The following is a 309-nucleotide window of genomic DNA, read 5'->3' as shown; positions in this document are numbered from 1 at the left end:
GCTTCGTCGTGTAGATAATGACCGTTACGATGACCGCGAAAATATACGCTGTAATCTGGTAGACGCTTATGATCATCTTATGGCGTGTGTATAAATATTCAAAGCCATATTCAGGCAGTCAAGACATTGTTTTTCAAGAAGAAGATGTTTTTATACAGAAAGTTCCTCTTGATGAAAAAATGTTGTATGAAGGGTCCGATAATGTTATTGAAAGTATTGTCATGGATAATATTACAAATGATGTAATAAACGAGAGTAGGGAGAAAAGTAGGGAGAAAAGTAGGGAGAAAAGTAGGGAGAAAAGTAGGG

At 36.2% G+C, this 309-nt stretch carries 1 protein-coding gene; it reads left to right on the top strand.

Going from position 1 to position 309, the window contains the following annotated elements; translation table 11 throughout:
• Positions 1-68 precede the first annotated feature (68 nt).
• Positions 69-309 (top strand): hypothetical protein (locus ACYVTD_RS18970; protein WP_461249130.1); only part of this gene is annotated, 241 nt, incomplete at its 3' end.

The organism is Treponema sp. R6D11, assembly GCF_054786075.1.
The sequence above is the reverse complement of the archived record's forward strand: the minus strand, read 5'-3'. Positions and strand labels throughout refer to the sequence as shown.